Source organism: Neorhizobium sp. USDA 3394 (genome assembly GCF_056280385.1).
On sequence record NZ_JBWCDU010000001.1, the window covers coordinates 871,616 to 897,341 of the forward strand.

Genomic DNA, 25,726 nt, shown 5'->3' on the forward strand with positions numbered 1-25,726 from the left:
GCGCCAAAAGCGTGCCGCCGGACTGGCACCATGCCGTCCGGTCTGCCTTTGGCGTCAAGAACCCCGCGTGAAGTGGGAACTTGCAAGTTGGAAATTGCTCTCCAGCGCTTAAACCCTCCGGGATCGAGGGCGATCTATCTGTGCGCCTTGTTCCTTCTTCGCGGTGTCTTTAATGACGCGGGGCCAACTCACGCGGCGGCCGGAAGGTGAAAGCTGAAGCGCATTTGGTGGTTTTCCGGGCAAAAGTCAAGCAGATGTTTCGCAATCGCGAAATGCCGCGGCTTGCCCGCTACCGACCGCAACCCTGCCCGGAACGTCTCCACCACAGCAAAGAGCCTGCGTCCGCCGGCAGCGGAAACAGGCTCTGTAGGTACGCGATCAGTCTTGCGGATCAGCGCGAGCAGACTTCGACGCGATAGGGTTCGCCGTAGCGGTTGCGGCGCCATTCGAGTTCGCAGACCGGCGGGTAGTCGCGGTAATAGGCGCGGCGGTAATAAACGGGCGGCGGGGGCGGGGGAGCATAGTCGTATTCCGGCTCCACATATTCAGGCTCGGCATAGGCCGGCCGCTGTGACCCGGCGACGATCGCGCCGCCGATGATGCCGCCGGCAAGTCCAGCCGCCACGCCCGGCCAGACGTCGCGATGGCGGTCGCGGGCTTCAGCCGCAGGAGCGGTCACCGTCAGGGCGCCCGCTACGGACAGTGCGACGAGGCCAAGTGATATCGTCTTCTTCAGTGCCGACATGTTTTTTCCTTTCCCTTTTTGTCCTCAAGGGGTGCAGAAATCGTGGCGCGCAAAGGCGGCGGATTGATGAAGGCGATTTCCCGATAGTCTGAACGGACGTTCAGGTTCATGCCGCTTTTGGTTGATTTTCGTCAAGCCTGAGCAATCGCCAATGGAGATCATGGCGAGATCGTGGCGATAGCATGGAAAAGATTTGTCGGTCCAAATCGAGCAAGCCGTCGATACTTGCTTTTGATCGCTCGGCGCCAACCTTCATCCTGGCCGCGCTCGACCGATACCGGAATTCGACCTGGGGATGTATTTTCCGTGCTGCGCAGGTGCTTCCGTTTGACAAATGCCAGAAATGATAACTCATACCGTTTCAACAACACGATATTAACACTCGCTATGGTGTTATCAGTCGATTGGGAGACAAACGAATCGAGCCGGATATCGGCCGGCATAAGGAGCGGGGGAAGGTGGACACGGAAAGCGAACTCTTGAAAACGGCGTGCGAGCGGATCAACGATCTCGCCGAGCCCGCCTTCATCAAGGACAGCGCCCTCATCTACGTGGCGGTGAACGCCGCCTATGCACGCCTTTTCGGTATGCATCCCAGCGAATTTGCCGGCAATACCAGCCGCGGTCTTGCAGGCGCCTCTGAAGACGCCGATCGCAAGGAAAAGGAATGCCGGGCGATCGTATTCGGCACCGACGAGACGTCGCTCTGCTTCGACCGTTCTGGCGTTGTCCGCCACGAGATCCATATCGAGCGCTTCCTCACGGAAGACGACCATACCTATCTCTTCGGCACGTTTGCGGCGGTTCCGGGCATCGATGCCCTCGTCGAACCGAACAATGTTGCCCCCGCTGCCGGTCCCTCGATTACCGCTGCAAAGCCCATCGCGCCGTTTTCGCCGTTCAACAACGCTCTTCTCGACGATGCCCTCGACATGCTCGAAATGGGCATCGGCATCTACGACAAGCACAACGTTCTGATCTACTGCAATTCCCAGCTCATCAACCATTTTGCGTCGATCTCGATCGATATCCAGCCGGGTATCACCCTCAACGATATCCTCGGATTTGCCTATGATCGCCGCCAGCGGGTGTCTCCGGCGAGTTTCGGTCCCGATGCGCCGAAGAAGGACGCGTGGATCGCCGAGCGGATGAAGCCTTTCGAGCTTCCCTATTCCGAGAGTGTCGACCAGCTTTCCGACGGGCGCTGGCTGCGGAGCATCAACAAGCGCCTCGAAAACGGCCTGTTGATCGCCATCCGCCACGACGTGACCGAATTCAAGGAGCAGGAAATGCTCCTGCGCGCCCACGTCTCGGAGACGGACCTGTTTCGCGCAGTCCTCGAAGATTTGCCGGTGCCCGTGTTCGTGCGCAACGGCGACCGCCAGCTCACCTATGCCAATGCCGCCTACGAGGCGATGCTGGGCAAGCCCAGAAGCCATTTTCTCGGCAAGACCGAAATCGAGATGTTCCCGGACGCGGCCGATCGCTTCCGTATCGAGAACGATCGGGTGATGACGGGCGAGGACATCGAGAAGTCGGAGGAAATCACCTTCCCCGACGGAACGGTCGTCCCGGTCATCACGCATCTGCGCCGGGTGACCACTAATGACGGCGCACACAACCTCGTCGGCTCGCGCATGGACGTCTCCCGTATCAAGGAGGCGCAGAACAAAGCGGAGAAGATGGGCAAGGATCTGCAGACGATCCTGAACGCCATGCCCGTCGGCGTTGCGATCCTCGACGAGCGTTTCCTGTTCGAATACGCCAACCCGGCTTTCTATTCCTTCTGGGATGCCGGGGAGCAGTTCGATCTGCCCGGGCGTTCCTACCGGGACTTCCTCAAGGTCAATTTCGACCACGGGATCTATAGCGGCTCGACGAGCAGCTTTGAGGAAATCTACCAGGAGCGCATCGCCGCCCTGACCGATGGCCAGGAGCGGCCGCCGATCGAGGTGAAAAGCCGCAACGGTCTGGTGATCGTCATTTCCGGCACCCAGCTTTCCGGCGGAAAGATCCTGCTGAGCTACATGGACATCACGGCTGTCCGCAAGCGCGAGCAGGAGATCCAGGAGGCCCGTGCGGCGCTCGAAACCCACGGCGCGCTGATGCGCGACGCGACGAGCGCCATGTCGCAAGGGCTGCTCATCCTGCATGACGGCGAGATCATCTTCTCCAACGATGCGCTGCCGGCCATGCTCGACATGCCGGCCGAGATGGTGCGCGCCGGAGGTCTCTGGCGCGATCTCTTCCGCTATTGCGTCGAGCGCGGCGATCTCGGCACGCCCGAGGAAGCGGCGGCGACGCTCCATGCCTGGGAAGACAATGTCGCAGCCGGCAAGCCGGTCTTTGCCGCTTTCCGCATCGAGGGCCGCAAGTGGATCCATGTCGAGGCCAAGCTTACCGGCAGCGACCATTGGCTGGCGGTATTTACAGACGTGACCGAGATGAAGAGCCGCGAGGAGGAGCTGACGCGCCTCCTGCAGCGCGCCGAGGCCGCCGACCGCGCGAAGTCGGAATTCCTCGCCAACATGAGCCACGAGATCCGTACGCCGATGAACGGCGTGCTCGGCATGGCGGAATTGCTCGCCAAGTCCAATCTCGACACCCGCCAGAAGACTTTCATCGACATCATCGTCAAATCGGGCAACGCCCTTCTGACGATCATCAACGACATTCTCGACTTCTCCAAGATCGATGCCGGCCAGATGAAGCTGCGCAAGGCGCCGTTCGATCCGGTCGAGGCGATCGAGGACGTGGCGACGCTTTTGTCCTCATCGGCCGCCGAGAAGGATATCGAGCTCATCGTGCGCGGCGACGCCTCGATCCGCGAGACGGTGATGGGCGATGCGGGGCGCTTCCGCCAGATCATCACCAACCTCGTCGGCAACGCGGTGAAATTCACCGAAAAGGGACATGTCTTCATCGACCTGAGGTCGGAAGCAAAAGGTCCCCGCGAGATGATGCTGTCGATCCGCATCGAGGATACCGGGCTCGGCATTCCGGAAGAAAAACTGAAGTCGGTCTTCGATAAATTCTCGCAGGTCGATACCTCCTCGACGCGCCGCCACGAAGGCACGGGTCTCGGGCTGGCGATCACCGCTGGCCTCACCGAACTCTTCGGCGGCTATATCGACGTGACGAGCGAAGTCGGTCGCGGCTCGGTCTTTACCGTGCATCTGCCGTTCCAGGTGGTCAGCGAGCGCAATGTGCTCACCACCCTGCCGATCAACACCAGCGGTGCTCGCATCCTCGTCGTCGACGACAATGCGGTCAATCGTCGTATCCTTACCGAGCAGCTCACCATGTGGGGCTTTGACACGGTCGCAGCCGACAGCGGGGCCGAGGGTCTGGCAATCCTCCGCGAAGCCGCGCGGATCGGCGTCACGGTCGACGCGATCGTGCTCGACTATCACATGCCGGAGATGAACGGCCTCGATTTCGCAAAACATCTCAGGCGCGATGCGCGTTTCGACGGCACCGGCGTGGTTTTCCTGACCTCCATGGACATGGCCGGCGACGACAGCATGTTTGCCGCCCTCAACGTCCAGGCCCATCTGATGAAGCCGGCGCGCGCCAATCTGCTGCGCAGCACGATCATCGACGTCGTCCGCTCGATCCGCACCAAGCGGCGGGCAGTCGAAGCGGGGCAGGCGGCTGTTCAGCCTCCGGCGACGGCGCGGCCCCTCGCTCCGGTTGCCGCACCCACGCTGGTTGCTTCGACGCCGGCGATTGCCGAACAGCCGGCGGCGCCGGTCTCCACGCCGCCCATGCAGGCGGCGCCGACGCTTGACGTGCTGGTCGCCGAGGACAACGAGGTCAACCAGATCGTCTTCACCCAGATCCTGCAGACCACCGGCTGGCTGTTCCAGATCGTCAAGAACGGTGCGGAAGCCGTCGAGGCGTGGAAAAAGCACGATCCGGCGGTCATCATCATGGACGTGTCGATGCCAGTCATGAACGGGCATCAGGCGACCCAGAAGATCCGCGAGCTCGAACAGGAGACGGGCACCCATACGCCGATCATCGGCGTCACGGCGCATGCGCTCGAAAGCGACCGCGAACTCTGCTTCCAGGTGGGCATGGACGATTATCTTTCCAAGCCGATCAGCCCGGAGGCACTGGAAGCCAAGGTCCGCAACTGGCTCGGCGGTGCGATCGTGAGTTCCGTTTCGAACTGAGCGGGCACGACGTGGCCAAGCCGGTCAATATCGCCTCTCCGGCGCTGCTACCCGCACCGTGCCGCCAATCGAGGGGGCGGGCATGGCGTCGGTAATCCTCATCTGCACTCTGCCTGTCGTCGGGTGAAAGGTGATCCAGCGTGCGAGATCCTCGCCGAGGCTGGTATCGACAAGCTTGACGCCCTCTTCCAGAAGGAACCGTCTGGCGAATGCGGAATTGAGCGATCCCGGATCGTAGCCGCTCGATTTTCGCGTGCGGCCGCCAAAGAGCTTGGCCCTGAGATTTCGGCGTTCGGCACCGAAGCCATAAAGATCGTCGACCAGAGTGCGCATGGCGAGATCGCCGTATCGTTCCGGACGTTCGTCGATATCCTGCCCGCCACTCGTCGGCAGGATGAAATGGTTCATGCCCCCGATATTGGTGACCGGATCATAGATGCAGGCCGAGACGCAGGAGCCGAGAACGGTCATCAGTATCGTATCGGGATCGGCGGACACCGCATATTGACCGCCCAGGATATGAATATGGTGAGAGTCTATGAAGTTCATCTAATGCTCCGATCCCGTGCATGCGGCGATCACATTCTCGCAAAAGTATGAAGGCGCTACGCGAACGGGAAGGCCCAACAATGAGTGACGAAAAATACTGGCTGGTACGTATTTCGTAATTCGAGGGACCGGGGTTGGGTGGATCGAGGCCTCGCCTGGGTCCCCCTGCTTTCGCAGAGCCGGCCGGGACCTCCCGGTCGATCGTCACAGGTGCTTTCTGCCGCGAGCGGCTTTTCCGTTCAGGGACCGTTAAGCAGGGGATGTGCATTGTTCGGGAATATCGGGCCTTTTCCTGCCGTTCGCAGTTGGCCCGGTGGAAACGGAGACGCTTGTGATGAAGAAGATAATTGTCTCGGCGCTGATCCTGGCCGCTGCCTGCAGCAGCATCTTGGTGCCGGCCGGTGAAGCGGCGGCCCAGGAATGGGGCAGACACCACGACCGATACGATCGATATGATCGATACGATCGCCGTGGTCCTCCGCCTCCGCCGCGCAGGCGTCATAACAATGACGGCGCCATAATCGCCGGCGGCCTGGCTGCGGGCGTCATCGGCGGGCTGATTGGCGGCGCGCTCGCCAATGACGGCGGGCCGCGCTACATCGATCCGCCACCTCCGCCCCGTCCGCGCTGCTGGTATGAGGACCGCCGCGTGCGCAACGCCTATGACGGCGGCTGGCACATGGAAAGCCTGCGCGTCTGCCAATAGTGGCCGTGCGATGTAATGGATGGCAGCCGGTCTCAGGACCGGCTGTTTTGCGTTGGGCTGCCTTGGATCAGGACGCCGGCTTGATCCCGCATAGCATCTCGCGCTTGCCCGCAAAGCCCGGACGTCGCTCCACCGTAAAGCCGGCCGCCTGCAGGTTCCGCCGCACGAAACCGGCTGCCGCATAGGTGCCGAACGTGCCGCCGGGCAAGGTCTTGTCGTGGATTGCCTGCATGATTTCGGGCGACCACATGTCGGGATTGCGGGAAGGTGCAAAACCGTCGAGGAACCAGGCGTCGAAATCCGCCTCGGCCGCGCAGACGCCTTCGAGCGCCGGGCCGCAGACGACCGTCAGCCGGGTTTGGGCATCGGCGTCGATGACGACATGGCCGCCCGGCTCGTCCGGCCACGCTTCAACCAGCGCCTGCCGTTCCGCATCGATCTCCGGCCAGCGGGCGAGCGCCCGGTCGATCTCGTCGCGCTGCATCGGGTAGAGTTCGAACGACGTGAAGTGCAGCTTCCCACCCGCGGGGCGGGAAAGCTTCCATTGCCGCCAGGTCTCGCAGAAATTCAGGCCGGTGCCGAAGCCGAGTTCGCCGATCCGGAAGTTCCGGTGCTTTTCCCAGCGCTCCGGCAGGCCGTTGCCCGCCAGAAACGTGTGGCCGCATTCCAGCCGACCGTCGGTGCGGCAATAAAAGTGGTCGCCAAACTTTTGCGAATAAGGCATATCGCCGTCATGCCAGTCCAAAGTCTGGCCTTCGGTCGCACGAATTTCAGGATCACGGTCACTCATGGGACATGCGGATAATCCTGCCGGCTTCGGCGGTCAATCTCATGCTCTCCCATCCTCCGCCGATCTCGTCATTCTCGGTGGCGGTATCATGGGCCTCTGGGCGGCGGTCAAGGCCGAGCGGCTCGGTATTCGCACCCTGCTCGTCGATGCCGGCCCGTTGGGGCAGGGGGCGAGCGGCGGGCTGCTCGGCGCACTGATGCCGCATATGCCGGACAAGTGGAACGACAAGAAGCAGTTTCAGTTCGATGCGCTTCTGTCGCTGGAAGACGAGATCGCGGAAATCGAAGCCGAGACCGGCATGGCCTGCGGCTATCGCCGCTCCGGTCGGCTGATCCCGCTGCCGAAGCCGCATTTGCGGAAGATCGCGCTTGGCCATTCCGCCGATGCGGAAGCCTGCTGGCGGCGCGGCGACCGCCGTTTCCAATGGCATGTGCTCGACCGTCCGCCTCAAAAAGGCTGGCCGGATGCCTCCTTCGCTGCCGCCGGGCTGGTGCACGACACGTTTGCCGCACGGGTTTCGCCGCGCGGTCTCGTCTCGGCGCTCGTCGCCTTTCTGCGCTCGGCCGGTCATGTGCAGGTCGTCGAGGGTATCGAGGCCGAGACGATCGATCCCGTGGTAAATAGGATTATATTCCGTGGCGGTGACAGCGTCACCTTCGGACATTGCATCGTCTCGGCCGGCCACGGGTCCTTCCCGCTGCTTCAAGGCATTTCGCCGCCGCTGAAGCGACCGCTCGGCCAGCCGGTCAAGGGTCAGGCGGCACTGCTCAAGGCGGATGTCGATCCGTCTCTGCCGGTGATCTTCCTGAACGGCCTCTATGTCGTCGCCCATGAGGGCGGCCATGTGGCGGTCGGCAGCACCAGCGAGGATGTGTTCGACGACCCGTCCTCGACCGATTCTCAGCTGGATGAGCTGATCGCGCGCGCCCGCGTGCTGGTGCCGGCACTGGCCCAGGCTCCCGTCGTCGAGGGCTGGGCGGGGCTGCGGCCGAAGGCGATCGACCGTGATCCGATGGTCGGCCCGCATCCTGATCACGCCCGAGTGATTGCGCTCACAGGTGGTTTCAAGGTGAGTTTCGGGATCGCCCACAGGTTGGCCGATGCAGCCCTCAACGCCCTGAACGGCCGGGAAATGCGGCTCCCGGCGTCATTCACGCTCGCCAGTCACCTTACCGTCGCCTCCCGTTAAACGCGAACTTTCAGTCCTTCGCGTCGTTATTCTGTCACGCAAATCACTTAACCCCCACCGCAGGGATTGTTGAGCAATGCGTAAAACACGGGGTTGCTGAAAAGGACGTTCAGAAGGTGACGCATGCGCTATGCCATTCATTTCACGCCTCCGGCGCATGATCCGCTGACGCTTGCCGCGGCCCAGTGGCTCGGCCGCAACGCCTTTTCGGGCGAGGCGATGGAGCCGCCGGCCATCCGCGGCATCGGCATCCACGACATCGCCTTCAATACCGCGCTGCCGCGTCGCTACGGTTTCCATGCGACGCTGAAGGCGCCGTTCCGGCTGGCGCCCGACGTCACCGAACCGATGCTGCTGCGCCACCTGATGCGCTTCGCCGGTACCCACAGCCCGTTCGAACTGCCGAAGCTCGAAGTCGTCCGGCTCGGCAATTTCTTCGGCCTTGCGCCGGTCGTCCCTTGCGACACCGCCCGGTTCCTCGCCGCCTCCGTCGTCCAGGAATTCGACAATTTCCGCACGCCGCTGACCGAGGCCGAACTGGAACGCAGCGATTCGGGCGATCTCTCTGCGCCTCAGTTCGCCAACCTTTATCGCTGGGGCCATCCTTACGTGATGGACGAGTTCCGTTTTCACATGACGCTGACCGGCCCGCTGTCGGCGATCGAGATGCCGCGTTTCGATCTGGCGTTGCGCGATTATTTCGAGCCCTATCTCAAAAAGCCGGTCGAGATCGCCAATCTGGCGCTGTTCATCGAGGAAGAGCCGGGCGCGCCCTTCCAGGTGCATTCGCTGCACCCGATGGGCCGCGTGGCGGCGCGCAAGATCGCCTGAAAGAGCGCAAACGGTCACTTTTGTTCAAGAGGCCGTCGGAGAAATCTGCTATATCCGCGCGATGCAGAACGTCTCCCAGGAACAGGCAGCCGACCACATGCCGCTCGCCCAGGCGGAAACAACCCGCTTCTGGCGCGACAGCCGTTTCGGGGGCATGGAATGCCTGGCCGCCACGTTCCTCACCCATGAATTCGCGCCGCATGCGCATGACACGTTCAGCATTGGCGCCATCGAACGCGGCGCGCAGGTGGCGACCATCCGCGGCCTGCGCGAAAGTTCGGGGCCGGGTGATATCTATCTCATCAATCCCGGCGAGATCCACGACGGCGCGCCCGGCGACGGCGGTTATCGCTACCGGATGATCTATCCGGATGTCGCGCTGTTTCGCGAGATCCTCGAAGACGTCACCGGCAAATCCTTTGAGGGCACGCCCGCCTTCGGCATCCAGCTCCTCCACGATCAGGCGCTCGCCGACGCTTTCCACGCGGCGCACCGGACGCTGGAAGAGGGCTCCGGCGCGCTCGAGACCAGCCAGGCGATGTTCCTGGTGTTGGATGCGGTGTTTCGCCGCCACGGCAGCTCGATCATCGTGCCGGTCGATACCACCGAGCGCACCGCCGTCCGTGAGGCGCGCGACTACCTGGTCGAGAATTTTGCGTCCGATGTGGGGCTGGAGGAGTTGGCAACGGTCGCGGGCCTCAGCCGTGCCCATCTCATCCGTGCCTTCCGCAAGGAATTCCACATCACCCCGCATTCCTTCCTCACCGACATCCGCATCCGCGCAGCGCGCAAACGCTTGAGGGACGGCGGCCAGCCGGCCGAAATCGCGTTCGAATGCGGCTTTGCCGACCAGGCGCATTTCACCCGCCATTTCAAGGCCCGCACCGGGCTGACGCCGGGCCAGTATCGGGCGCGCTGATCACTTTCGTTCAAGACGGCTGATGTTGTCCGTTCTAAGCCTCCCCCTCATCCGCCTGCCGGCACCTTCTCCCCGAGGGGAGAAGAGAGATGCCGCGCCGTCGCCGTTCCTCCTCTCCCCTTGGGGAGAGGGTGGCCGAGCGAAGCGGAGGCCGGGTGAGGGGGTGACGTACGCCGACATCAGATCAAGGTTATTGAATGAACAACAACACAAAACTACAGGACTTCCTCGGCGGCATGCGGGCGATCTCGCCGCTAATCGCCGCCGTCATCCCGATCGGCCTCGTCTTCGGAGCGGTTGCGGCCACCAAGGGCCTGTCGCCGGCCGAAGCGGGGCTGATGAGCGCGCTGGTCTTTGCCGGTGGCTCGCAATTCGTGGCGATGGATATCTGGACCCATCCGGCCTCCTGGACCGGCGTCGGGTTCGCAGCCCTGCTCGTCAACATCCGCCACGTGCTGATGAGCGCCTCGCTGGGCACCAGAATGGGCGGTTTCAGCCAGCCGGCGCGCTATCTGTCGATGCTGTTCCTCGCCGACGAGATCTGGGCGATGGCCGAGTTCCGGGCAAAGGTAGCAAAGCTCACCCCCGCCTGGTTCGCCGGCCTCGTCGCGCCCTTCTACCTCGCCTGGGTGTTTTCGGGACTTGCCGGCGCGGCCCTCGGCGCCTTTCTCGGCGACCCGGTGGTGCTCGGGCTCGATTTCGCCTTCCCGGCTGTCTTCATCGTTCTGGTCATGGGCTTCTGGAAGGGTGCGGAAACCGGCGCCGTGCTGCTGGCGAGCGGTGCTGCCGCTGTTGCCACCCAGCATTTCGTGCCGGGCGTCTGGTATATCGCCGCCGGTGCCGTCGCCGGCCTTGCCGCCGCCATGCTGACCGGCAAATCTCAAGACGTGGAGGTGACGCCGTGACCGTCGATCTCGCCACGCTCGTCGCGATCCTCGCCATGGCCGCCGCTACCGTGCTCACCCGGTTGAGCGGCCTCGTCCTCATCCGCCATGTCTCGCTCGAAGGCAGCCGCCGCAAGGCGATCGAATCGATCCCGCCCGCCGTGCTGATGGCGGTCGTCGCGCCGACCGCCTTTGCCACCGGGATTGCCGAAACCTTGGCCTGCGCCGTGACTGCTTTTGCGGCACTTCGACTGCCGATGCTTGTTTCCGTGGCACTCGGTGTCGCCTCAGTCGCGATCCTTCGCGCGCTCGGCCTCTGAGACGACGTTTCCATCTCGACATGGCCGGAACGGGTGCGCTACCGTCCGGCCTCATTCGTCGAAGGTGATCCATGCAGGCAAAAGACTATCCGCGCGAACTCGTCGGCTACGGCCGTTCCACTCCCGATCCGAAGTGGCCCGGCGGCGCCCATGTCGCGGTCCAGTTCGTGATCAATTACGAGGAGGGCGGCGAGAGCTCGATCATGGACGGTGATCCGGCCTCGGAAAACCTGCTGTCGGAAATCGTCGGTGCTGCGCCCTGGCCGGGCCAGCGCAACCTCAACATGGAGTCGATCTACGAATACGGCTCGCGCGCCGGCTTCTGGCGGCTCTTCCGGATGTTCACCGATCTCAAGGTGCAGACCACCGTCTATGGCGTGACGCTCGCCATGGCCCGCAACCCGGAAGCCGTCGCGGCCATGAAGGAAGCCGGCTGGGAAATCGCCAGCCACGGTTACCGCTGGCTGGAATACAAGGATTTCCCGGAGGCGAAGGAGCGCGAACACATTCTCGAAGCCGTGTGCCTGCATACCGAGCTCGTCGGCGAGCGCCCTTACGGCATGTACCAGGGCAAGCCTTCCGACAACACGCTGAAACTGGTCATGGAGGAGGGCGGTTTCCTCTATTCCTCAGACAGTTACGCGGACGATCTGCCCTATTGGGTCAAGGGCCTCGGCGGCAAGCCGTTCCTGATCATCCCCTATACGCTGGAGACCAACGACATGCGGTTTGCCACGCCGCAGGGTTTTAACGCCGGCGATCAGTTCTTCACCTATCTCAAGGACGCCTTCGACGTGCTCTACCAGGAAGGGAAGGAGGGCGCGCCGAAGATGATGTCGGTCGGCCTCCACTGCCGCCTCGTCGGGCGGCCAGGCCGCGCTGCGGCACTGAAGCGCTTCATCGAATACGTGCTCAGCCACGACAAGGTCTGGATCCCGCAACGCATCGAGATTGCCAGGCATTGGCACGAACACCACAAGCCGGCGGGCGCTCTATGACCGCCCGCGGCGACTTCATCCAGATGTTCGGCGGCGTGTTCGAACATTCTCCCTTCATCGCCGAGCGGGCCTATGATTCCGGGCTGATGCTGGTGCCGCTGACGTCCAAGAGCGTGCATGACGCGCTCACCTCGATCTTCCGCAAGGCAAGCCGCGAGGAACGCCTCGGCGTGCTGCGCGCCCACCCGGATCTCGCCGGAAAGCTCGCCATTGCCGGCGAACTCACCGAGGACAGCAAAAAGGAACAGGCCGGCGCCGGGCTGGACCGCCTGAGCCCTGCCGAACACGCCCGCTTCACCGAGCTCAACACCGCCTATACGGAAAAATTCGGCTTCCCCTTCATCATCGCGGTCAAGGGCCTGACCAAGGACGACATTCTCGCAGCCTTCGAGAAACGTATCCACAACTCGCTCGAAGAGGAGTTCGACACCGCCACCGCCCAGGTGGAAAAGATCGCGCTCCTGCGCCTGCAATCGCTGCTTCCGGGACATTGAGGCCTTGGACGCTGCTTTCCTCAATCCCCGCCGTCGCTTATATTGGCGACATCAGGAGTGACGCCGTCATGAGACCGTCGGAAGCGCTGGAAAAGAACCGGGATATAATTCGCGAGATCGTTGCCCGCCGGGAAGTCTCAAATCCCCGCGTCTATGGTTCAGTGCTGCGCGGCGAGGACAGGCCCGACAGCGATCTCGATATCCTGGTCGATCCCTCGCCGACGACGTCGCTGTTCACGCTCGGCGGACTTCAGGGAGATCTCGAAGAAGCGCTCGGTGTGCCGGTGGATGTCAAGGTTCCGGGCGATTTTCCGCCCAAGATCCGCGAACGCATCGTGGCGGAAGCCTTGGCAATATGAGTGTAGAGCGTCTCGAAGCCTATCTCGATCGGATGATCGTAACCGGAAGCAAGGCCGTAAGATATGTCTCGGGCCTGGATCGCGAGGCTTTCCGCCTTGATGAAATCAAACAGGATGCCGTGATCGCCAACATCATGGCGATCGGCGAATGTGCAACCAAGATCATGGAGCGCTTCCCGGATTTCGTCGTGGAGCATCCGCAGATCCCGTGGAAAGACATCCGCGACATGCGCAACCGCATTGCGCATCAATATTTTCACCTGGATATCGATACGGTCTGGCTGACCGTCGACCGGATGATCCCCGAACTTCTCTCCCAGCTCGACTCCCTGCGCAACTGGCGTGCCCAGGGCGAATGAATGAAGCCGAATGACTGAAGGCGAATAAATTGACCGAATATCTGGAAATCCGGCCCCTCACCAAGCAAGCCTTCGCTCCCTTCGGCGATGTCATCGAGGCTGATCCGGCGACCATGCGGCTGATCAACGGCGGCACGACGGAGCGCTATCACGCGCTCGCCGAGCCCGCGGTGATCGGCGAGCCCGAGCGGCTGATCTTCAGCATCTTCCGCAGCAAGCCGCGGCAGTTCCCTTACGCGATCACCATGATGGAGCGGCATCCTTTCGCCAGCCAAAGCTTTTCGCCGATATCGGGCCAGCCGTTCCTGATCGCGGTTTCCCATGACGAAGACGGCCGGCCGGGCAAGCCGCAGGTCTTCCTCGTGCAGCCGCACCAGGGCGTCAATTATTTCCCAAAGGCCTGGCACCATCCGCTGATGGCGATCGGCGTCGTTAGCGATTTCCTGGTGGTGGACAGGGATAATACCTCCGCGAACTACGAGGAGGCCTTTTTCGACACCCCCTATCTGATCTCGGAGCCGAGCCTATGACGGGCCTCACCACCCATGTCCTCGACACTGCGAGCGGCAAACCGGCCGAGGGGTTGTCGATCGAACTCTACCGGCTGAACGGCGAGACACGCGAAAAACTCAAGACTGTCGTCACCAATAGCGACGGCCGTGTCGATGGCGGGCCGATCCTGATCGGCGAGACGTTTCTTGCCGGCGAATACGAATTGCTCTTCCGCGCCGGAGACTATCTTCGTGCCCGCGGCATCGCGCTCGACGAGCCGGCCTTTCTCGACGTGATCCCCATCCGTTTCGGCATTGCCGACACGACGGCGCATTACCATGTGCCGCTGCTGCTCTCGCCCTACGGTTATTCCACCTATCGGGGGAGCTGATGCGCTTTGCCGCGATCGCCGATATCCATGGCAACTGCGCAGCGCTCGAGGCGGTGCTCGCCGATATTCACGCGCAGGACATCACTGACATCGTCAATCTCGGCGATTGCCTGAGCGGCCCGCTCGAAGCCGGGCGCACCGCCGACCTGCTGCTGCTTCTCGATACGATGGCGACGCTGACGGTGCGCGGCAATCACGACCGCTATCTGATCGAGAACCCGGCGGATGCCATGCCGTCCTGGGAAGTACATGCCTTTTCCGAGCTCGCGCCGCGCCACCTGCAATGGCTGCGTAAGCTGCCGTTCAGCGCCGTCTATCGGAGCGAGGCCTATCTCTGCCATGCGACGCCGCAATCGGACAACGTCTATTGGCTGGAGCAGGTATCCAGCGAAGGCCATGTCTTCCTGAAGCCGCTGGAAGAGATCGAGGCGCTGGCGGAAGGCATCGAGCAGCCGCTGATCCTCTGCGGACACAGCCATATTCCGCGGGCGGTGCAGCTCTCCGACGGCCGTCTGATCGTCAATCCCGGCAGCGTCGGCTGCCCGGCCTATGATGACGACACGCCTTGCTTCCACAAAGTGGAGACCGGCCACACGATGGCGTCCTACGCGATCCTGGAAAAGACGTCCGCGGGCTGGATACCGCAGTTCCGCAACGTGGCCTACGATCATCTGGCGATGTCGCGCCTCGCCGCCGAAAACGGCCGCGCCGACTGGGCGGTGGCGCTCGCCACGGGCAGGGCGGGGTAGGGTAGATTGATTTTGGTTATGACATGTACTATTTATCGTACAAGTCATTTGGAGGCCATCATGCGCACCGTCATGTTTTCCCAAGCTCGGCAGGAACTTGCCAGCCTTCTGGACGAGGTCTCGAACGACCGCGCGCCAATCGAGATCATGCGCCGCGACAAGCCGTCGGCCATCCTGATCGACAAGGACGAGTATGAAGGCATGCTCGAGACGTTGCACCTGATGTCGACGCCCGCCAATGCGACGCGGCTGATGGAGGCGATCGCCAATGTCAACGACGGCTCCAAGTTGATCGTTCACGACCTGATCGAACCTGAGGACTATATCCCCAACAAGAAGGCTGATTGATGCCCCCCGGGAAAGCCTACCTGCTCGTCTGGGAGCCGGATGGTTGGCGCGAGTATATTTTCTGGCAGGAGACCGATCCCAAAATGGTTGTCCGGATCAACGAGTTGATCAGGGACACATTGCGTCATCCGTTCGAAGGCATCGGCAAGCCCGAGCCCTTGCGCAATCAGCTCAAAGGGCATTGGTCCCGCCGGATATCCCAGGAACACCGGCTCGTCTACCGCGTGGAGACCGGCAATGATCAGTCGCGGCTCATCATCCTCCAATGCCGTTTCCACTACTGAACCGCTCCTCCTGAAACCTTTCGGCAATCCTTCCCTCCGATACTTCTTTCCGATTCGACAGGAGAGATCGTCATGGCTCAAACGCGCGGCAAATCCGGTTCTCGGCGCAGAAGCGCGCCCAAGCGGTCGTCGGGCTCCGGCTCGACGATCTGGCCCTGGCTCGGAGCGCTGGCGGTGGTGGCCGGCGGCATCGCGCTTTATGAGAATTCCGCGGAGGCGAGGCGGTTTGTCAAAGGCCTGACGTCCGGTCGACCGGTCCAGGTCGCGGTAAAACCGGTGCCGGCAAAGCCTGTCCAGGCGAGTTCCGGGCCGTCTCATCGGCCGGTGACGCCGAAGCCCGCGGTCGCTCCGGACCAGAGCCATACCGCCGCGATCATCCCGCCGGCGCCGATCGGCAAGCCGGTCCTCGACGAGATCCAGAAACCTGCCGAACCGCCGAAGAGCAATGAGAGCCTTGCCGGCGCCTATGAGGCGAAATTTTATCTATGCGGCTCGGCCAAGCAGGACGACTGCGTCGTGGCCGCCGACCGTTTCATGTTCCATGGCCAGAAGATCCGGCTGGTCGGCATCGAGGTGCCCGATATCAAGAAGCCGCGTTGCGAGGCGGAGCGGATCAAGGCGAGCGATGCGGAACTGCGGGTGCGCGCCTTCCTCGATTCCGGGCCGTTCGAGCTGGTCACCTGGCAGGGCAATGAAGACGAGGTCGAAGGACACAAGCTGCGCGAAGTGACGCGCAACGGCCGCTCGCTCGCCGATATCCTTGTCAACGAGGGCCTGGCCAGGCGGCCGGGCGCCGGCAAGGGCGGCTGGTGCTGATCGCAGCACCGACCACTCCTGTGATTTGATAGAGTGAGATGCAAAAAAGCCCCGGAACTGGCCGGTGTTTCGATGCTGATCCGTGTTCCGGCGTGCAAATCTACTGACTTCATCGTCCGGCGCAGCGTTGCCGCGCCGGACGAGGCGCTCCAGGGCTAGTCGGAACGATCCTTGTGATCGTGGCCGCCATGACCATGGAACAGGTGCATCAGCGGGCAGGCGAGCAGCAGAAGGTATGGTGCCAGCCCCAGCGCGTGCGCCCAGTGCTCACGGAGGATGAAGAAGGCGATCACGATGATGAGCGAGGCCGCCATCAGCAGCCCTGTGCGGGACAAGTTCATAGGTCGATCCTCCTGAGCCTGAGTGAGTTGGCGATCACGCTCACCGACGAAAGAGCCATTGCGGCTGCGGCGATGATCGGCGAGAGAAGAAGCCCGAAAGTCGGATAGAGGACGCCTGCGGCGACGGGGATGCCTGCAGCGTTGTAGATGAACGCGAAGAACAGGTTCTGGCGAATGTTCCGCATCGTCATCCGACTCAACTGCCGGGCGCGGGCAATGCCCTGGAGATCGCCTTTCAGAAGCGTCACCCCTGCGCTTTCGATCGCAACGTCGGTGCCGGTCCCCATCGCTATGCCGACATCCGCCGCCGCCAGTGCGGGAGCGTCGTTCACGCCATCTCCAGCCATGGCGACAATCCGCCCCTCGTCCCGAAGGCGGGCGACGATCTTGCTCTTGTCTTCGGGCAGGACCTCGGCCTCGACTTCGCTAATGCCGAGCTTTCGCGCCACCGCCTGGGCCGTTGTCCTGTTGTCGCCGGTCAGCATCACCACCCGCACGCCTTCTGCGACCAGCGCCCGGACGGCTTCCGGCGTGGTCGCCTTTATCGGATCCGCGATCGCGAAAAGACCGGCCAAAACACCGTCGGCTGCCATGAAGATCACGGTCGCACCTTCGCCGCGCAGTTCCTCGGCCTTCGATGCCATTACAGACACATCGACGTTGGCTTCGCCCATGATACGATGACTGCCAAGGATCAGCTTCCTGCCTTCGACCGTCCCGGTCACGCCCTTGCCCACCGGGCTGTCGAACTCCGAAGCCTCGCCCAGGGGCACGTTCCTTTCGTTCGCGGCATTGACGATGGCAAGTGCGAGCGGGTGCTCGCTCGACCGTTCCAGCGTTGCCGCAAGCCGGAGCAGTTCGGCCTCCGAGATGCCTTCGCGCGGAGCGATCACGGTGACCTTGGGTCTTCCTTCCGTCAGTGTCCCGGTCTTGTCGACGACCAGCGTGTCGATCTTTTCGAAGCGTTCCAACGCTTCGGCATTCTTTATCAGTACGCCGATCCTTGCTCCCCGTCCGACACCCACCATTATGGACATGGGGGTAGCAAGTCCGAGGGCGCAGGGGCAGGCAATGATCAGGACAGCGACGGCCGCTACAAGTCCATGGGCGAAACGCGGCTCGGGTCCGAACAGCATCCATGCGATGAAGGACAGGAATGCGATCGCAATCACCACCGGGACGAACCAGCCGGACACCTCGTCCGCCAGTCGCTGTATCGGTGCGCGGGATCTTTGCGCCTCGGCTACCATCCGGACGATCTGCGACAGCATGGTGTCGCGTCCGACCTTCCCGGCCTCCATCACGAAGCCGCCCGTCTGGTTCATCGTTCCCCCGATCAGCTTGGAGCCGACCTCCTTCGTGACCGGCATCGACTCCCCGGTGATCATGGACTCGTCGATGGAGCTTCTGCCTTCAAGGAGCGTGCCATCGACGGGGACCTTCTCTCCCGGGCGAACGCGCAACCTGTTTCCGACGGCAACCGCGTCGAGCGCGATATCCTGGTCCGAACCGTCAGCCGAAACCAGTCGGGCTGTCTTAGGCGCCAGATCCAGCAGGGCGCGGATTGCTCCCCCGGTCTGTTCGCGCGCCCGCAGCTCGAGCACCTGTCCCAGCAGAACCAGGACGGTGATCACTGCCGCCGCCTCGAAATAGATCGCGACCGTGCCTTCGGCCGAGCGAAGCGTTTCAGGGAAGGCGCCCGGCAGGACCGTGCCGACGACACTGTAGATCCAGGCGACCCCAGTGCCCATGGCGATCAGGGTAAACATGTTGAGGTGCCGTGTGACCACGGAACGCCAGCCGCGTTCGAAGAAAGGCCATCCTGCCCAGAGGACAACTGGCGTTGCGAGGACCATCTGGATCCAGTTGGACATCTGTGGTCCGACGAGCATGTGCAGGTTCGTCAGGTGGCCGCCCATCTCAAGGGCAAGCACCGGAAGCGATAGGACGAGGCCGATCCAGAAGCGGCGCTGCATATCCAGCGACTCGGCGCTCGGCCCGGACTGGACCGTTGGTGACTCCGGTTCGAGCGTCATTCCGCAAATCGGGCAGTTGCCCGGTCCGATCTGCCTGACCTGCGGGTGCATCGCACACGTGTAGATGGTTCCCTCTGCGGCGGAAGGCGGCGTTGAGGCCCCGAGAGAAGCCGCCTTGTCCGTTTCGCCGGGATGACCGTGATCGTGGTGATGGGGGTGATTGTGATACTCATGTGTCATGTCATTCTCCCCGTCTGGCCTCGCCGTAGGTGATGTACGTCATCATCCCCGTGGCCATGTGGTACAGGTGGTGGCAGTGAAGCGGCCAGCGGCCGGGATTGACCGTGTCGAACTCCACCGCGACCTCGGCCATCGGCGTCAGAAGAACGGTGTCGCGGACGGCCCCGCCGATATCCTGGCCGTTGGCGCGCACGACCTGGAAATGATGCCCGTGCAGATGCATCGGGTGCGCCATCATCGACATGTTGCGCATGGTCAGCCGGACCCGCTTGTTCTGCGAGACACGCAATGGCGCGGATGGGTCGATGCCCCACGCGTAGGCGGCCATGTCACCAGTCAGCGTTACCGTGTATTGATGGTCGGGTGATCTCGCGGGGAGAGGCGCGGCGGCCCTGAACTGCCGCTCCATGCCGAGGTCGAGAACAGGACCGGCCTCGGAGGCTTTGGCGGCAAGCTTCTCCACGGCCGCATCGCTGGTCGCCAGGATGATGCCCGTCCGCTCCCTCGCGCCTTCTCGGAGCGCGAGTATCGGATAGGATCCGGTGTGTGCTGGAAGCTGCAGCCTGATGTCGATGCGCTGACCCATCGAGATCGGGAAGCGGCTGGCCGAGAGAGGGACGATATCGTTGCCGTCGACTGCGATGAGGCTGCCGGAAATCTGCCCGATGTCTATGGTGAAGGCTGTCGCGGTCGCTCCGTTGATGATCCGCAAGCGTATGCGACCGCTTTTCTCGACCCTGACGACTTCGGGATCGTCCAAAGTCCGGTCATTCGCGAGATACGCATCGTATTCGATGTCGTTGAGATCCGTCGACGACATCCCCTTCATCGGCATGCTCATTGTCGACATTCCTGTCATCGGCATCTGATGGCCCTGCATGTTCGTCATCATCTGCATCATGCTCTGATGGCCTGACTGCATCCGCGCCATGGCCGGAGTTCCCGTTCTTCAAGGCATCGAGCAATTCCTCGGGGGATTTGAACGAGAAATCATGCAGCAGGATCACAACCTCCTGTTCGTCGCGGGCGCGGTCTTCGGCCGTCCGGACGATCAGCGGTGCTGCAAGCAGGCTCTGTTCCTGCAGGGTGTGGGCGTGCATCCAGTGGGTGCCGCCGGGACCGACGGGGAAGGTGTAGTCCCGGCTCTCCCTGGCGGTAAGCAGGGCGGCGGGATTTTCCGGCACGCCATCCATGTTCCATGGCGGTGTCAGGCCATGCCAGTGGATGAGCGTGTCCTCCGAGGACTCGTTGAGAAGGCGAACATCGAAGTTCGAACCCGCATCGAGGACGAGACCCGGCCTGCCGCTGCGGTCGGCTAGACCGAAGACGGTGGCGGCCTTGCCGTTCACGTCCAGGGTTCTCTTTCCGATGATGAGATCGACAGGGGCAGGGTTTGCAAACGCGTGCGTTGAATTGAGGACGGGCGAGACGGCTGCCGCACCCGCGGCCAGCGTCTTCAGGAATTGACGGCGATACATGATATGCCTCTTGGTCCTTGTCGGCATGCCGACAGTGCTGATGATGGATTCCCGCTGGAGCGGGGACGGATTCATCAGGCAGCGGATTGCGGAGGCTTGAGACCGGGTGAGGGGGCTCTCCCGGTGAGATGATCCTGCAGATGCAAGGCACGGGGCAGCAGCATAGAGACGCCCCCCGACGCGGGCGGCAAGGGAATGACCAGCAGGCCCATGGCACATATGCTGCTGCAGCATGCCTCGTCGCCAAGCGCCGCCTTGGATTTCGAATGGTGGTCGTCCTGCTGAGAATGACCGACGGATGCGCTGATCTCTGTGGAGCATCGCTGATGCGCGGCATGGGAGGCAGGCGCGCTGAAGAGAACAGCGACGGCGGCCAGCGCGACGCATATACTCAATATCAGCGGTGACAGCTTCCGCGGGTTCATCTTGCTCAGCCTAGTTTCCTCGGGAACAACCTAGCACGGCACGACAGGCTCACGTTGATCTTCATCAAGTGGTGATCAGGGATGCCGAGCTGCAGACGTTTCGGGATACACAGATGGGGATTCCCACCATGGGAAGGTCAAGACTAATCGTCTGGCGGCGGAAACATCTTTCCGTCAGGACATCGGTTCGACGATATCGATGACAGCCAGCGGAACTTGACTGCTCCACCAGGTTAAGCTGACATCACCTTCTCATGGGGAGGATCTGCCTCATGGGGGGAGGATCTGCCAGCAAGATCGCGACGAATGGCCTCCAGCAAGATCAGATCGATGGCGTCCTGTCGTCCGCTGGCATCCTGGGAGAGGCAGTCGGCGATTTCCTGCAAGCCCATGGTCTTCGCTTCCAGGAGCCGACCCATCTTTACCGGCAGGCGCCGCACCGCGATCCCGGCATGCCACAAGGTGAACGCCAGGCTTTTGTGGCCCTCGAAGCCGTCTCCGGATCGATCGAAATTCTCAGACTGGAGTCTAACTATGGTCTGGAGCGTTTCAGCGTAGACTGTCATTGCTTTTGGCAGACCAATTGCCACCTGATCGCCGATCAAGGGGTTTCCGTAGTGAAAGCCGAATGCGAGGTCGGCAAAAATTGCCGGCTCACCAGCGGCGGCGATGAGGTCTCGCCAGGCAAAGGCGGCCAGGCCGGTTTCCTTGTCCGGCCTGATCCGGAGAATCAAATCGAAATCGTCGCCGCCTTCTGTCGCCAAATTCTGGGCCGCCGCCAGCTTGTAGTGCATCTTCTTGCTGTTCGACCATCCGGCAAAAGCCGGAGCCTTGTCGTCCTCGACCACGACATGATCCGTGCCATAGGTTTCAGCGATTTCTGCACGAGTCACCTTGCCGCTGTCGCGCAGTCTCGCAAAGAGGGAGGGGTAGCGCGCGGCCAATTCGTCCATTCCGACCTGTCGGCCTTGTTCTCGCCAGCTCGCGCAGAAGGCGACGCCGTCGAAGGGAAGATGGGCTCGGAAGTGCTCGGCGCCAGAACGCCCGATATCTTCCCACGTATGCACGAAGAAATAGCAATCGGCACCTTGCAGCAGACCGCTGCGCCAGCCGGGCAGCGCCCGTTGCCAGCCGCGCAACTGGCCTGAAACGCACACCGCGATGCGCGGACGCGATCTCAGACGCAACATTGGTGCCTTTCGGGCGGCGTACTGAAGAGCGGCCTGCAGCGCCTGAACCGGGCGACTTTCCAGCCGCGCCAGGGCACGGGCCTTGGAGACTTTTGAAAATGCCTGTGCCGGCGGGACATGCAGCGCTGCCCATTGCTCGGCCTGCATTTCCCAGCCGGGCGGTGCAGGACCCAAGCCAAGCGCTGCCGCGCGCAACGCAAGCGAACGGTCAGCGGGTTCGGTCAATACCATCTGCGGCAAAAGCGGGTCGATGTCCTTGCCGCCGGTGATCCAGTGCAATTGGACGATCTGCCAGGGTTTGAAGCGGCGCGTCAGTTCCGTGCCCGATAATTCCCGGACCAGAGCGCGGACATCCGCCACATTGTCGCGGAAGCCCTTGCGGTCGAACATCCAGTTATAGGGGAGCGTCATCTCCGCGGGGGTGAAATGCGGCAGAAGCGACTGATGCCACTGCCGCAACGCGGCATTGTCGATCATCTGCCTGAGGTGGTTGCGCAGCAAGAGCACCATCAAGAGGAAGCTTCGCTCGCGGCAACCTTCGGTCCAAAGCCGCTCCAGCGCCTGACGCAAGATCATGGCCATCCGTTCCAGCACCCGGTCGCCGCGCCCCCAATAGGTCGAGATAATCTGGAAATGCAGTGCAGGCGGCTCGATGTCGCCTGAAGGCTGAAGGATCAGCGCCCGCAAAAGCGCTTGCTCCTCTGCTTCCGGCAGATCCGGCAGGCGGTCATCGACTACGATTGCGACGACTGCCGCCGCCGCGTCCTGGAGGAGCTTATTGGAGGGGCTGCCTTGAGCGACGAGCCTCGAATGGATCTTCAATGCATCGGCATGGTTGCCGGTCCGGATCAGCTCGGCGGCAAGCTCTGCGTCCGAGACATCCTCCGGCTGGCACGCAATGTCGAATGTCATTGGTATACTCCTTTTGATTAGTGCCGGTAAGACGTTTGGAGCCTCTCTGACTGTATAAATGCGGTGTTTAACGGTATAATATTCCAGATATATTCGGTGTCGGTCTTTAGAAAGTCAACAGAGATGCCGGAATCTGATCTTAACACCGATACCTGGCCGGCTGACCTAGATCTCTCGGGTTACGATGCCCTTCTCTTCGATCTCGACGGTACGCTCGTCGATACGATGACGGTCCATGGTCGCGCGTATGGCGAGGTGTTCGCGCATCTCGGACACCGGTTGAAGATGGAGGACTATCTTGCCGCGATCGGCCCTCCCGCCCGCGTGGCGATCCGGTCCTATGCCCGGGCGGCCGGCATGGGCGAGATCGACGATCAGATGGTCGCCAATATCCATGCACTGAAAAAAGCCCGGTTCGGTGAGGTTTTGGCCCGTGATGGGGCAAGAGCGCTTCCTGCATCGAGCCTGATTGAGAAATGGCGGGGCAGGCGGGCGATGGCGGTCGTGTCTTCGGGCAATCGCGACGGGGTGACGCGGATTCTCGATCACATGGGTTGGACCGCAAGTCTCTCTGCGGTCGTAACCGGCGATGACACGGTCGAAGGCAAGCCTGCTCCGGCGCCCTATCTTCGGGCCGCCGAGTTGCTGCAGGTTTCACCGGCGCTATGCCTTGCATTCGAGGATACCGTCAGCGGAATTTCAGCGGCAAGGGCCGCGCGGATGGATGTGATCGACGTGACCCGCCCGGGTATGATCCATCGTCGGAGCGTCCAGGCGGGAACGCAATGACGGTCGAAACTCATCCGGCCCTCAAGGACCATAAAGATGCGATACCGCTCTCGGGCTTTTCCGGCGCCACCGTCGCGCTGGTACCTGTCGGGCAACGGAGTTTCGTTCGCAAGGCGGCGAACAGTCGCGAAGGCAATGCCGGATTGCGCGATCAGGCTTCGCGTCAGCATCAGCTCTCTGGCCTCATCGCCGACTGTGCCCGCATGCCAGCAATCCTCGATATGGGAGAGATCGACGGCTACTTCTATTTCGATATGGAATATGTGCCCTCGCGTGATGCGATAAACCTTCTCTCGAACAGCCCATTTCACTGCGTTTCGGATTTTGCCGACCGGGTGGAGCGACTGATGACCTGTCTGTCGGAAACCGCTTCGTCCTCACCATCGCCGCTGACCCCAACAATCGGGCTGATCGAGGACAAGCTTGCCCAGATCGCCGCAAAAACGCAGGGTCGTTTCACTGACAGGCTCCGTCCGCTGGAGGACGCGGTCGCCCGGATGGGAACGTTGATGGAGCCGGCCAGGACAACCGCGGTGCATGGCGATCTGACCTTTGAAAATGTTCTGGTCGACCGGCACGGCAGATTATGGCTGATCGACACCATTGCCTCTCCTTTCGACCACTACTGGATCGACTGGTCCAAGCTCTTTCAGGAATGCGAAGGGCTTTGGCATGCGCATCGTGGCCGCCCGCTGGCCCGCGGCGTGACCTGGTGGCTGCGGCAACGCTTTTACGCCGCGGCAACCGCTCTCGATCCCGCCTGGCCCATACGGCACTACGTCCTGCTGGGGCTGACTTTCGCGCGAATTCTGCCCTATGCCCGAACCGATGCCGATCAAGCCTTTGTTGGCAGACGGGTCGAAGAATGCGGCCGAGCCGCGAACGAACTGCTCTCATAGAGGTGACGCATGCATATCATTGTTCCTTGCGCTGGCCGTTCGTCGCGTTTTCCGGACATGCCGCCGAAATGGATGCTCCCCGATCACGAGGGGCTGCCGATGGTCCGGCGGGCAGTGGCCGGGCTTGGGGCGAGAGCGGACCAGTTCATTTTCACCATACTGCGCGAGCACGAGGAAAAGTTCCAAGCCCGCAAAGGGCTTTGCGTCGCTTTCGGCCAGGATGTGAATTGCGTCATCCTCGATGAGCCGACCCGCTCGCAGTCGGAAACCGTCGCTGAGACGTTGCGCCGCACGGGTATAGACGGCCCCTTTATGGTCAAGGACAGCGACAACTACTTCGCGGTCGATCGACTTGTCCAGAACCACAACTATGTCTGCGTGGCGTCGCTCAGCTCCTTCAGTCAGGTCAACCCGCAGAACAAGAGCTATGTTCAGGTCGACCAGGAAGATGCGATCGTCAATTTCCGCGAGAAACAGGTAATCTCCGACATGTTCAGTGTGGGTGGCTACTTTTTTACAAGTCCGCGAGCGTTCCTGGGCGCCTATGAAGAGCTGACGGGGCAGTCTCGACTGTCCATGGGCGAGCTTTACTTGTCTGAGATCATTGCCTGGCTGTCGATGAACGGTCATGTTTTCCGGGTCATGCGTATCTCGCAGTATCAGGACTGGGGAACGGTCCACGAATGGCGCGATTACCTCAAAACCCATCGGCAATATTTCATCGCGGTGGATGGATTCCTTTTTGAACAGGGGTCGAAGTTCTTCCATCCTCGTTTTGAAGAGGTGAAGGCCAATCCGATCGCAGTTGAAACGGTGCGCGAGCTCAAACGGCGTGGGCAATCTCTCGTGTATATCTCGATCCGCCCTCCGGAGCTTGAGGCGTTGACCCGGCACCAGATTGCCGAGCAGGGGCTACCGGACCAGCCGACCCTGTTCGGCTGCGACCTGACGCAATGGGTGCTGCTGACCGCACCCCATGCCAATCAGCCATTCACCACCGGCCTTGCGGTCGAAATGTCCCCGGACGACCCACTTATGATTGACAAGCTGGATCTACAGGGGTGAAGCACGGCCC

General features: G+C 62.0%; 27 protein-coding genes and 1 pseudogene. 20 read left to right on the forward strand and 8 right to left on the reverse strand.

Annotated features, from left to right (window positions below):
* Positions 1–391: 391 nt before the first annotated feature.
* Entirely contained in the window at positions 392–745 is a 354-nt protein-coding gene (locus ACZ9EJ_RS04000; protein WP_046631445.1) for a hypothetical protein, read from the reverse strand.
* A gap of 458 nt (positions 746–1,203) precedes the next feature.
* Here ACZ9EJ_RS04000 and ACZ9EJ_RS04005 point away from each other — a divergent pair, with 458 nt between their 5' ends.
* Entirely contained in the window at positions 1,204–4,923 is a 3,720-nt protein-coding gene (locus tag ACZ9EJ_RS04005; RefSeq protein WP_046642449.1) for a PAS domain-containing hybrid sensor histidine kinase/response regulator, read from the forward strand.
* 24 nt (positions 4,924–4,947) lie between these two features.
* Here the strand turns inward: ACZ9EJ_RS04005 and ACZ9EJ_RS04010 are convergent, their stop codons facing one another.
* Complete coding sequence (locus tag ACZ9EJ_RS04010) at positions 4,948–5,472, reverse strand: chemotaxis protein CheD (protein ID WP_046631441.1); 525 nt, start codon at positions 5,470–5,472, stop codon at positions 4,948–4,950.
* Between the two features lie 334 nt (positions 5,473–5,806).
* On the opposite strand from ACZ9EJ_RS04010, the gene ACZ9EJ_RS04015 reads away from it, so the two are divergent.
* Positions 5,807–6,178, forward strand: coding sequence for a hypothetical protein (locus tag ACZ9EJ_RS04015; protein ID WP_046642448.1), 372 nt, complete (start codon positions 5,807–5,809; stop codon positions 6,176–6,178).
* Positions 6,179–6,245: 67 nt separating this feature from the next.
* On the opposite strand, the gene mnmC2 is transcribed toward ACZ9EJ_RS04015, so the two are convergent.
* Positions 6,246–6,968, reverse strand: coding sequence for a tRNA (5-methylaminomethyl-2-thiouridine)(34)-methyltransferase MnmC2 (gene mnmC2 / locus ACZ9EJ_RS04020; protein WP_046642447.1), 723 nt, complete (start codon positions 6,966–6,968; stop codon positions 6,246–6,248).
* Between mnmC2 and ACZ9EJ_RS04025 the strand changes: the two genes are divergently transcribed.
* The 15 genes from ACZ9EJ_RS04025 (at position 6,967) to ACZ9EJ_RS04095 (ending at position 16,401) form a co-directional block, all read left to right on the forward strand.
* Complete coding sequence (locus ACZ9EJ_RS04025; RefSeq protein ID WP_046642446.1) at positions 6,967–8,157, forward strand: NAD(P)/FAD-dependent oxidoreductase; 1,191 nt, start codon at positions 6,967–6,969, stop codon at positions 8,155–8,157. The two genes, mnmC2 and ACZ9EJ_RS04025, sit on opposite strands and share 2 nt — an antisense overlap.
* A 123-nt stretch (positions 8,158–8,280) precedes the next feature.
* Entirely contained in the window at positions 8,281–8,988 is a 708-nt protein-coding gene (locus tag ACZ9EJ_RS04030; protein WP_046642445.1) for a DUF1045 domain-containing protein, read from the forward strand.
* A gap of 61 nt (positions 8,989–9,049) precedes the next feature.
* Entirely contained in the window at positions 9,050–9,907 is an 858-nt protein-coding gene (locus ACZ9EJ_RS04035) for an AraC family transcriptional regulator (protein ID WP_046642444.1), read from the forward strand.
* 197 nt (positions 9,908–10,104) lie between these two features.
* Positions 10,105–10,812 carry an AzlC family ABC transporter permease gene (locus tag ACZ9EJ_RS04040; protein WP_046642443.1) on the forward strand — a complete coding sequence of 236 codons (708 nt, stop codon included), beginning with the start codon at positions 10,105–10,107 and terminating at the stop codon, positions 10,810–10,812.
* On the forward strand, positions 10,809–11,111 hold the full coding sequence (locus tag ACZ9EJ_RS04045; protein WP_046631428.1) for an AzlD family protein: 303 nt from the start codon (positions 10,809–10,811) through the stop codon (positions 11,109–11,111). The genes ACZ9EJ_RS04040 and ACZ9EJ_RS04045 overlap by 4 nt, the downstream gene beginning before the upstream one ends.
* Before the next feature lie 71 nt (positions 11,112–11,182).
* Entirely contained in the window at positions 11,183–12,109 is a 927-nt protein-coding gene (puuE, locus tag ACZ9EJ_RS04050; protein ID WP_046642442.1) for an allantoinase PuuE, read from the forward strand.
* Positions 12,106–12,603, forward strand: coding sequence for a 2-oxo-4-hydroxy-4-carboxy-5-ureidoimidazoline decarboxylase (uraD, locus tag ACZ9EJ_RS04055; RefSeq protein ID WP_046642441.1), 498 nt, complete (start codon positions 12,106–12,108; stop codon positions 12,601–12,603). Before puuE ends, uraD begins: the two co-directional genes overlap by 4 nt.
* 68 nt (positions 12,604–12,671) lie before the next feature.
* Positions 12,672–12,962, forward strand: coding sequence for a nucleotidyltransferase family protein (locus tag ACZ9EJ_RS04060; RefSeq protein WP_046642440.1), 291 nt, complete (start codon positions 12,672–12,674; stop codon positions 12,960–12,962).
* Positions 12,959–13,321, forward strand: a complete 363-nt coding sequence (locus ACZ9EJ_RS04065) for a HepT-like ribonuclease domain-containing protein (protein WP_046642439.1) — start codon at positions 12,959–12,961, stop codon at positions 13,319–13,321. Before ACZ9EJ_RS04060 ends, ACZ9EJ_RS04065 begins: the two co-directional genes overlap by 4 nt.
* Positions 13,322–13,350: 29 nt before the next feature.
* Complete coding sequence (locus ACZ9EJ_RS04070) at positions 13,351–13,851, forward strand: ureidoglycolate lyase (protein ID WP_046642438.1); 501 nt, start codon at positions 13,351–13,353, stop codon at positions 13,849–13,851.
* Positions 13,848–14,204 (forward strand): hydroxyisourate hydrolase, encoded by a 357-nt coding sequence (gene uraH, locus ACZ9EJ_RS04075; RefSeq protein WP_046642437.1) that lies wholly within the window; start codon positions 13,848–13,850, stop codon positions 14,202–14,204. The genes ACZ9EJ_RS04070 and uraH overlap by 4 nt, the downstream gene beginning before the upstream one ends.
* Positions 14,204–14,953 (forward strand): metallophosphoesterase family protein, encoded by a 750-nt coding sequence (locus ACZ9EJ_RS04080; protein WP_046642436.1) that lies wholly within the window; start codon positions 14,204–14,206, stop codon positions 14,951–14,953. Before uraH ends, ACZ9EJ_RS04080 begins: the two co-directional genes overlap by 1 nt.
* 60 nt (positions 14,954–15,013) lie before the next feature.
* Positions 15,014–15,301 (forward strand): type II toxin-antitoxin system Phd/YefM family antitoxin, encoded by a 288-nt coding sequence (locus ACZ9EJ_RS04085; protein ID WP_046642435.1) that lies wholly within the window; start codon positions 15,014–15,016, stop codon positions 15,299–15,301.
* A complete protein-coding gene (locus tag ACZ9EJ_RS04090; RefSeq protein WP_046642434.1) occupies positions 15,301–15,585 on the forward strand; it encodes a Txe/YoeB family addiction module toxin in 285 nt (94 codons plus the stop codon). Before ACZ9EJ_RS04085 ends, ACZ9EJ_RS04090 begins: the two co-directional genes overlap by 1 nt.
* Before the next feature lie 72 nt (positions 15,586–15,657).
* Complete coding sequence (locus ACZ9EJ_RS04095) at positions 15,658–16,401, forward strand: hypothetical protein (protein WP_046631409.1); 744 nt, start codon at positions 15,658–15,660, stop codon at positions 16,399–16,401.
* Between the two features lie 155 nt (positions 16,402–16,556).
* Here ACZ9EJ_RS04095 and ACZ9EJ_RS04100 read toward each other — a convergent pair whose 3' ends face one another.
* From ACZ9EJ_RS04100 to ACZ9EJ_RS04120, 5 genes and pseudogenes are all read right to left on the reverse strand, one after another.
* The gene (locus ACZ9EJ_RS04100) at positions 16,557–16,742 is read right to left on the reverse strand and encodes a DUF2933 domain-containing protein (protein ID WP_046631407.1); all 186 of its coding nucleotides are present in this window, start codon (positions 16,740–16,742) and stop codon (positions 16,557–16,559) included.
* Positions 16,739–18,958, reverse strand: coding sequence for a copper-transporting P-type ATPase (locus tag ACZ9EJ_RS04105; protein ID WP_080955865.1), 2,220 nt, complete (start codon positions 18,956–18,958; stop codon positions 16,739–16,741). The genes ACZ9EJ_RS04100 and ACZ9EJ_RS04105 overlap by 4 nt, the downstream gene beginning before the upstream one ends.
* Position 18,959: 1 nt before the next feature.
* A pseudogene (locus tag ACZ9EJ_RS04110) lies at positions 18,960–20,436 on the reverse strand (multicopper oxidase family protein).
* Between the two features lie 74 nt (positions 20,437–20,510).
* Positions 20,511–20,861 carry a hypothetical protein gene (locus ACZ9EJ_RS04115; RefSeq protein WP_255737338.1) on the reverse strand — a complete coding sequence of 117 codons (351 nt, stop codon included), beginning with the start codon at positions 20,859–20,861 and terminating at the stop codon, positions 20,511–20,513.
* 233 nt (positions 20,862–21,094) lie between these two features.
* The gene (locus tag ACZ9EJ_RS04120; protein WP_046638914.1) at positions 21,095–22,963 is read right to left on the reverse strand and encodes a hypothetical protein; all 1,869 of its coding nucleotides are present in this window, start codon (positions 22,961–22,963) and stop codon (positions 21,095–21,097) included.
* A gap of 123 nt (positions 22,964–23,086) precedes the next feature.
* Between ACZ9EJ_RS04120 and ACZ9EJ_RS04125 the strand changes: the two genes are divergently transcribed.
* From ACZ9EJ_RS04125 to ACZ9EJ_RS04135, 3 genes are read left to right on the forward strand one after another with little or no spacing between them, the layout of a single operon-like run.
* Positions 23,087–23,752 carry an HAD family hydrolase gene (locus ACZ9EJ_RS04125; RefSeq protein ID WP_046631399.1) on the forward strand — a complete coding sequence of 222 codons (666 nt, stop codon included), beginning with the start codon at positions 23,087–23,089 and terminating at the stop codon, positions 23,750–23,752.
* Positions 23,749–24,651: a phosphotransferase gene (locus ACZ9EJ_RS04130; RefSeq protein WP_046638915.1), complete on the forward strand. Its 903-nt coding sequence runs from the start codon at positions 23,749–23,751 to the stop codon at positions 24,649–24,651. The genes ACZ9EJ_RS04125 and ACZ9EJ_RS04130 overlap by 4 nt, the downstream gene beginning before the upstream one ends.
* Positions 24,652–24,660: 9 nt before the next feature.
* Positions 24,661–25,716 carry a glycosyltransferase family protein gene (locus ACZ9EJ_RS04135; protein ID WP_255737705.1) on the forward strand — a complete coding sequence of 352 codons (1,056 nt, stop codon included), beginning with the start codon at positions 24,661–24,663 and terminating at the stop codon, positions 25,714–25,716.
* The last annotated feature ends 10 nt before the right edge of the window (positions 25,717–25,726 follow it).